At 69.4% G+C, this 5,341-nt stretch carries 3 protein-coding genes and 2 pseudogenes; 4 read left to right on the top strand and 1 reads right to left on the bottom strand.

The window, feature by feature from the left end:
- Both GKQ77_RS26965 and GKQ77_RS26960 read left to right on the top strand, forming a co-directional pair.
- A pseudogene (locus GKQ77_RS26965) lies at positions 1–355 on the top strand (MFS transporter); the annotation flags it as partial.
- Positions 356–586: 231 nt separating this feature from the next.
- Positions 587–973: an LppU/SCO3897 family protein gene (locus GKQ77_RS26960; protein ID WP_258022028.1), complete on the top strand. Its 387-nt coding sequence runs from the start codon at positions 587–589 to the stop codon at positions 971–973.
- A 103-nt stretch (positions 974–1,076) separates the two neighbouring features.
- Here the strand turns inward: GKQ77_RS26960 and GKQ77_RS26955 are convergent, their stop codons facing one another.
- Positions 1,077–2,519: a CCA tRNA nucleotidyltransferase gene (locus GKQ77_RS26955; RefSeq protein ID WP_219691533.1), complete on the bottom strand. Its 1,443-nt coding sequence runs from the start codon at positions 2,517–2,519 to the stop codon at positions 1,077–1,079.
- A 167-nt stretch (positions 2,520–2,686) separates the two neighbouring features.
- On the opposite strand from GKQ77_RS26955, the gene GKQ77_RS26950 reads away from it, so the two are divergent.
- Together GKQ77_RS26950 and GKQ77_RS26945 are read left to right on the top strand one after the other, a co-directional pair.
- Positions 2,687–5,035 (top strand): DUF6049 family protein, encoded by a 2,349-nt coding sequence (locus GKQ77_RS26950; protein ID WP_219691532.1) that lies wholly within the window; start codon positions 2,687–2,689, stop codon positions 5,033–5,035.
- A 47-nt stretch (positions 5,036–5,082) separates the two neighbouring features.
- Positions 5,083–5,341 (top strand): annotated as a pseudogene (locus tag GKQ77_RS26945) (murein biosynthesis integral membrane protein MurJ); the annotation flags it as partial.

Here is a 5,341-nt window from a genome sequence, read left to right as displayed (position 1 = left end):
GTTCGGGGCGGGCGGGTGGATCGCCGTCTGCGCGGCCACGGCGGCGGTCCTCGAACCGGCCCTTGCCCTCTCCTTCGCACCGGCCCCGCTGCTGGTCGCCGCCTTCGTGCTCGGGCTGACCACCCAGGGCGCGAAGATCGCCACGGACACGGTGGTGCAGTCCACGGTGGACGACGGCTTCCGTGGCCGGATCTTCTCCCTGTACGACGTGCTGTTCAACGTCGCCTTTGTCGCCGCGGCAGCGGTGGCCGCGGCGATACTGCCTTCTGACGGCCGGTCGGTCCCGTTGGTCGTCACGGTGGCGCTGCTCTACGCGGCAATTGCGGCGTCTATGGCCCGGTTTGGCGTGCAGTAAGTGTCACATCAGTGCCACAGAGCCTCTCTGGGCTTCAGAGATCTCACTGCGTCCCGATAACTTACGGGCGTCTTATCCGCGCCATCGCGCTCTCGTTCGAGGGGACCCTCAAAAGTGACCACTCCGCCGCCCCAGGGCCAAGCTCCGTACCCGCCCCAGGGCCAGAACCCCTATGGCCAGCCCCAGGGCGGCGCCCCGTACCCCCCTCAGCCGGGCCAGCAGACTGCCCCGATGCAGCCTTACCAGCCTTACAACCAGGGCGGGCCGGTTCCTCCGCCGGCTGCTCCGAGCCGCGGTGGCCGCGCCAAGAAGTTCGTCCTGCGCATCGTCGGCTTCATTCTCGTCGCCATCCTCATAGCCGTCGGCAAGTGGTACTTCGGACAGAGCGACGCCGAGACGACCTCCGTGGGCAGCTGCATGCACAACAAGGGCACGCAGATCACTCCCGACCTGGAAGAAGTCGACTGCTCCTCCAGCGACGCCGAATTCAAGGTGGTCGAGAAGTTCGACGACACCAGCGACAGCACCAAGTGCGAGGCCGTCAAGACCTCCGAGATCGCCTACTACCAGCAGGGCAAGGGCCACAACCTGGTGCTCTGCCTGAAGAAGACGAAGTAGAAGCAGGGGAAAACCCCAAGGGGCGGTGTTTCACGTGAAACACCGCCCCTTGGGCTGTCATGAGCGCTGTGGGCGTTTCACGTGAAACATCCACAGCACCGCATCAGCTCTGCGCCGCCCACCACTCCTTGAGCGCGGCCACCGCCGCGTCCCGCTCCATGGGCCCGTTCTCCAGCCGCAGCTCCAGCAGGAACTTGTAGGCCTTGCCGATGACCGGTCCGGGGCCGACGTCCAGGACTTCCATGATGTCGTTGCCGTCCAGGTCGGGGCGGATCGAGTCCAGCTCCTCCTGTTCCTGGAGGCGGGCGATGCGCTCCTCCAGGCCGTCGTACGCGCGCGACAGGGCGTTCGCCTTGCGCTTGTTGCGCGTCGTGCAGTCCGAGCGGGTCAGCTTGTGCAGGCGCTCCAGGAGCGGCCCGGCGTCCCGTACATAGCGGCGTACGGCCGAGTCCGTCCACTCTCCCGTGCCGTAGCCGTGGAAGCGCAGGTGGAGCTCCACCAGGCGCGAGACGTCCTTCACCAGCTCGTTGGAGTACTTGAGCGCCGTCATACGCTTCTTGACCATCTTGGCGCCGACCACCTCGTGGTGGTGGAAGGAGACCCGGCCGTCGCTCTCGAAGCGCCGCGTCTTCGGCTTGCCGATGTCGTGCAGCAGCGCGGCGAGCCGCAGCGTCAGATCGGGGCCGTCCGTCTCCAGTGCCATCGCCTGCTCGAGGACGATCAGCGAGTGGTCGTAGACGTCCTTGTGCCGGTGGTGCTCGTCCCGCTCCAGGCGGAGCGCCGGCAGCTCCGGCAGGACCCGTGCGGCGAGCCCCGTGTCGACGAGGAGGGCGAGGCCCTTGCGCGGGTGGGCGGAGAGGATCAGCTTGTTCAACTCGTCCCGCACGCGCTCCGCGGAGACGATGTCGATGCGCTCGGACATCGCCTTCATCGCGGCGACCACCTCGGGCGCCACCTCGAAGTCCAGCTGCGCGGCGAACCGCGCGGCCCGCATCATCCGCAGCGGGTCGTCCGAGAAGGACTCCTCGGGAGTGCCGGGGGTGCGCAGGGCACGCTCGGAGAGGTCCTCCAGGCCGTCGTGCGGGTCGACGAACTCCTTCTGGGGGAGCGCCACGGCCATCGCGTTCACGGTGAAGTCACGGCGGACGAGGTCTTCCTCGATGGAGTCGCCGTAGGACACCTCGGGCTTGCGGGAGGTCCTGTCGTACGCCTCCGACCGGTACGTCGTGACCTCGATCTGGTAGCCCTCCTTCTGGCAGCCGACCGTCCCGAAGGCGATCCCGACCTCCCACACCGCGTCCGCCCACGGCCTGACGATCTTCAGGACGTCCTCGGGGCGGGCGTCGGTGGTGAAGTCCAGGTCGTTGCCGAGCCGGCCCAGGAGGGCGTCCCTGACCGAGCCACCGACCAGGGCGAGAGAGAACCCGGCCTCCTGGAAACGGCGGGCGAGATCGTCCGCGACAGGGGACACACGCAGCAGTTCGCTGACCGCGCGGCGCTGCACCTGGCTCAGTGCGCTGGGATTGTCTTCGTTGGCGTTCGGCACAACAGAAAAGGGTACGTGCCCCGGACGCCCCGGGCCGACCCGTTTCCCGCCCCGGCGAGGTCGTCCCGATCACGTGGAGCAGTCCGCGGCACTTCGCCACAGCGCGCATCGTTACCATGCGTGGACGCACAACCGACGACCACTGACGACGAGGGACGGGCGAACGCGTGGCCGAGGCGGCAGATTTCCCGGGGACAAGCCCCTCACCTGCCCGCCGGTGGCTGCGGCGCACCGCAGCACTGCTGGTGGGTACCCCCTTGCTGGCCGGCCTCCTACAGGCTCCGGCGGCCCCCGTCGCGCACGCCACCGCGCCGAGCGCGAAGGCCGACGCCACCGGTTCCAGAACGGTCGACGTCTCGCTGGACGCGCTCACCCCCACCGCCCCCGGTGAGGGCGACACCCTCACCGTCTCCGGCACCGTCACCAACAACGGCAAGCAGACGGTGACCGGGGCCCGGGTCGGGCTGCGGCTGGGGCCGACCGTCAGCGGCCGCAGCGAGATCGACCGCACCTCGAAGCGCACGGGTTTCCAGCCGGGGGCCGACGGCACCGAGGTCGGCGGCAAGTACGTCGACAAGTTCGCCAAGCTCGCGCCCGGCGTCCGGCAGGACTTCAGCATCTCCGTGCCCGTCAAGGCCCTGCACCTCGGTGCGGACGGTGTCTACCAGCTGGGCGTCGCCCTGACCGGTCAGAGCGCCGCGCAGCCCTATCCGCAGGTGCTCGGCATCGAGCGCACCTTCCTGCCGTGGCACCCCGAGAGCGCGGGCACGAAGACGAAGACGACCTATCTGTGGCCGCTCATCTCCGACACGCACCTCACGGCGAAGACGGAGTCCGACGAACAGCAGACGGCGGTCTTCAAGAACGACGACCTGGCCGACGAGCTGGCCCCGGGCGGACGTCTGCAGCAGCTGCTGGCCCTCGGCAGTGACCTCGATGTCACCTGGGTCATCGATCCGGACCTGCTCGCCTCCGTCGAGGCGATGACCAAGGGCTACCGGATCCAGAACCCCGACGGGAAGACCTCCAGGGCGGGCAAGCACCAGGCGGTGGCCACCGAATGGCTCAACGACCTGGAAGCCGCGGTCAAGGGCAAGAAGGTCGTCGCGCTGCCCTTCGCCGACCCCGACCTCGCCTCCCTCGCGCACAACGGCAGGGCCGTCACCGGCTCCCTCAGCCATCTCAGGGACGCCACCGAGGCGGGGATCCGCGCGGTGGACACGATCCTGCACGTCAAGCCGAACACGGACTTCGCATGGCCCGCCGAGGGGGCGATCGACCCGTCCATCGTCGACGTCTCCACCTCCGCGGGCGCCCACACGGTGATCGCCCGCAGCGACAGCATGCGCGAGAACAGCGGTCTGACGTACTCACCGACCGCGGCCCGGCCCATCGGCGGCGGCACGACCGCCGTGGTGGCCGACGCGCGCCTCTCCACGGCCTTCCAGGGCGACATGACGGAGGCCGAGAACTCCACGCTCGCCGTCCAGGAGTTCGTCGCCCAGAGCCTGATGATCAACCTTCAGGAGCCCGGCAGGCAGCGCAGCATCGTGGTCGCCCCGCAGCGCATGCCCTCGGCCAGCCAGGCCCAGAGCATGGCGAAGGGACTCAGCGCCCTCCAGGAGGGGCAGTGGTCGCGGTCCCAGGAGCTGACCGACGCGGCGAAGGAGAAGCCGGACCCGCGGGCCACCACCCGGGTCCCGTCGGCCGGGGCCTACCCGGCAGCGCTGCGCAAGCAGGAGCTGCCCCAGTCGGCCTTCGAGTCGATCCGCGAGACCCAGAGCATGCTCGAGCGCTTCCAGGTGATCCTCACCGAGAAGGACCGCGTGGTCACGCCCTTCGGGAGGGCCATAGACCGTGAGATGTCCACCTCCTGGCGCGGCCACGCGCCGGAGGCGGCCGGGTACCGGGGCGGTGTCCAGAGCTATCTGCGCGAGCTGACCGAGCAGGTGGCCCTCATCCAGAGGTCCGACGCGAAGCTCTCCGGGCGCAGCGCGACCATCCCGGTGTCGGTGCAGAACAACCTGGTGCAGGGCGTCGACCACCTGATCCTGCGCCTGTCCTCACAGAACCCCACGCGTCTGAAGATCGGCGACGGGCAGTACGAGGAGCAGCCCGTCAAGATCGCGGGCGGCCACTCCCAGTCGGTGAAGTTCACCACCACTGCCAACGCCAACGGCCCGGTCCCGGTCTACGCCCAGCTCTATACGGAGGACAACGAGCCCTACGGCGAGGCCGTCCGCTTCGAGGTCAACGCCACCGAGGTGACCCCCACCGTGATGCTCGTCATCGCAGGCGGTCTCCTGCTGCTCGTACTCGCCGGATTCCGGATGTACACCCAGCGCAAGCGCGCGGCGCGCAAGGAGGCCGCCCAGGACGCCCCGGACGAGGGCCCGGACGGCGAGTCCGGCACCGCGCCCGGGGAGGGCGACCCCGAGCAGCCGAGTGACCCGACACCGGACACCGCCCCGGAAAGCACCGACCCGTCCGAGACGGGTGAGAGAGTGGACCGTTGAGCGATGTCGTGGCCGGTGGGCCCGGGGACGATGAGGTGGGGTAAACCATGAACGCGCCGTACGACGGTGACCGTGGCGAGGGCTCGGGCGGCTCTGCCTCCCCCGAGGACCTTCCGCCCGGGTCCGCCGACCACGGGCAGCAGGTTCCGCCGCAGCCCGAGCCCGACGTGTACTTCCAGGACGCCTACGACCAGGATCCCTACCGGGCGCAGGACCTCTCCGCCCAGGACCCGGTGACCGAGGCGCTCTACGACCGCGCGGCACACCCCCCACCGCCGCCCGGCACCTATCAGCCGCTCTACGCCC

It is taken from the genome of Streptomyces anatolicus, from assembly GCF_019400875.1.
GTDB classification, from domain to species: domain Bacteria; phylum Actinomycetota; class Actinomycetes; order Streptomycetales; family Streptomycetaceae; genus Streptomyces; species Streptomyces anatolicus.
This window is presented reverse-complemented; position numbering and strand designations above follow the sequence as displayed.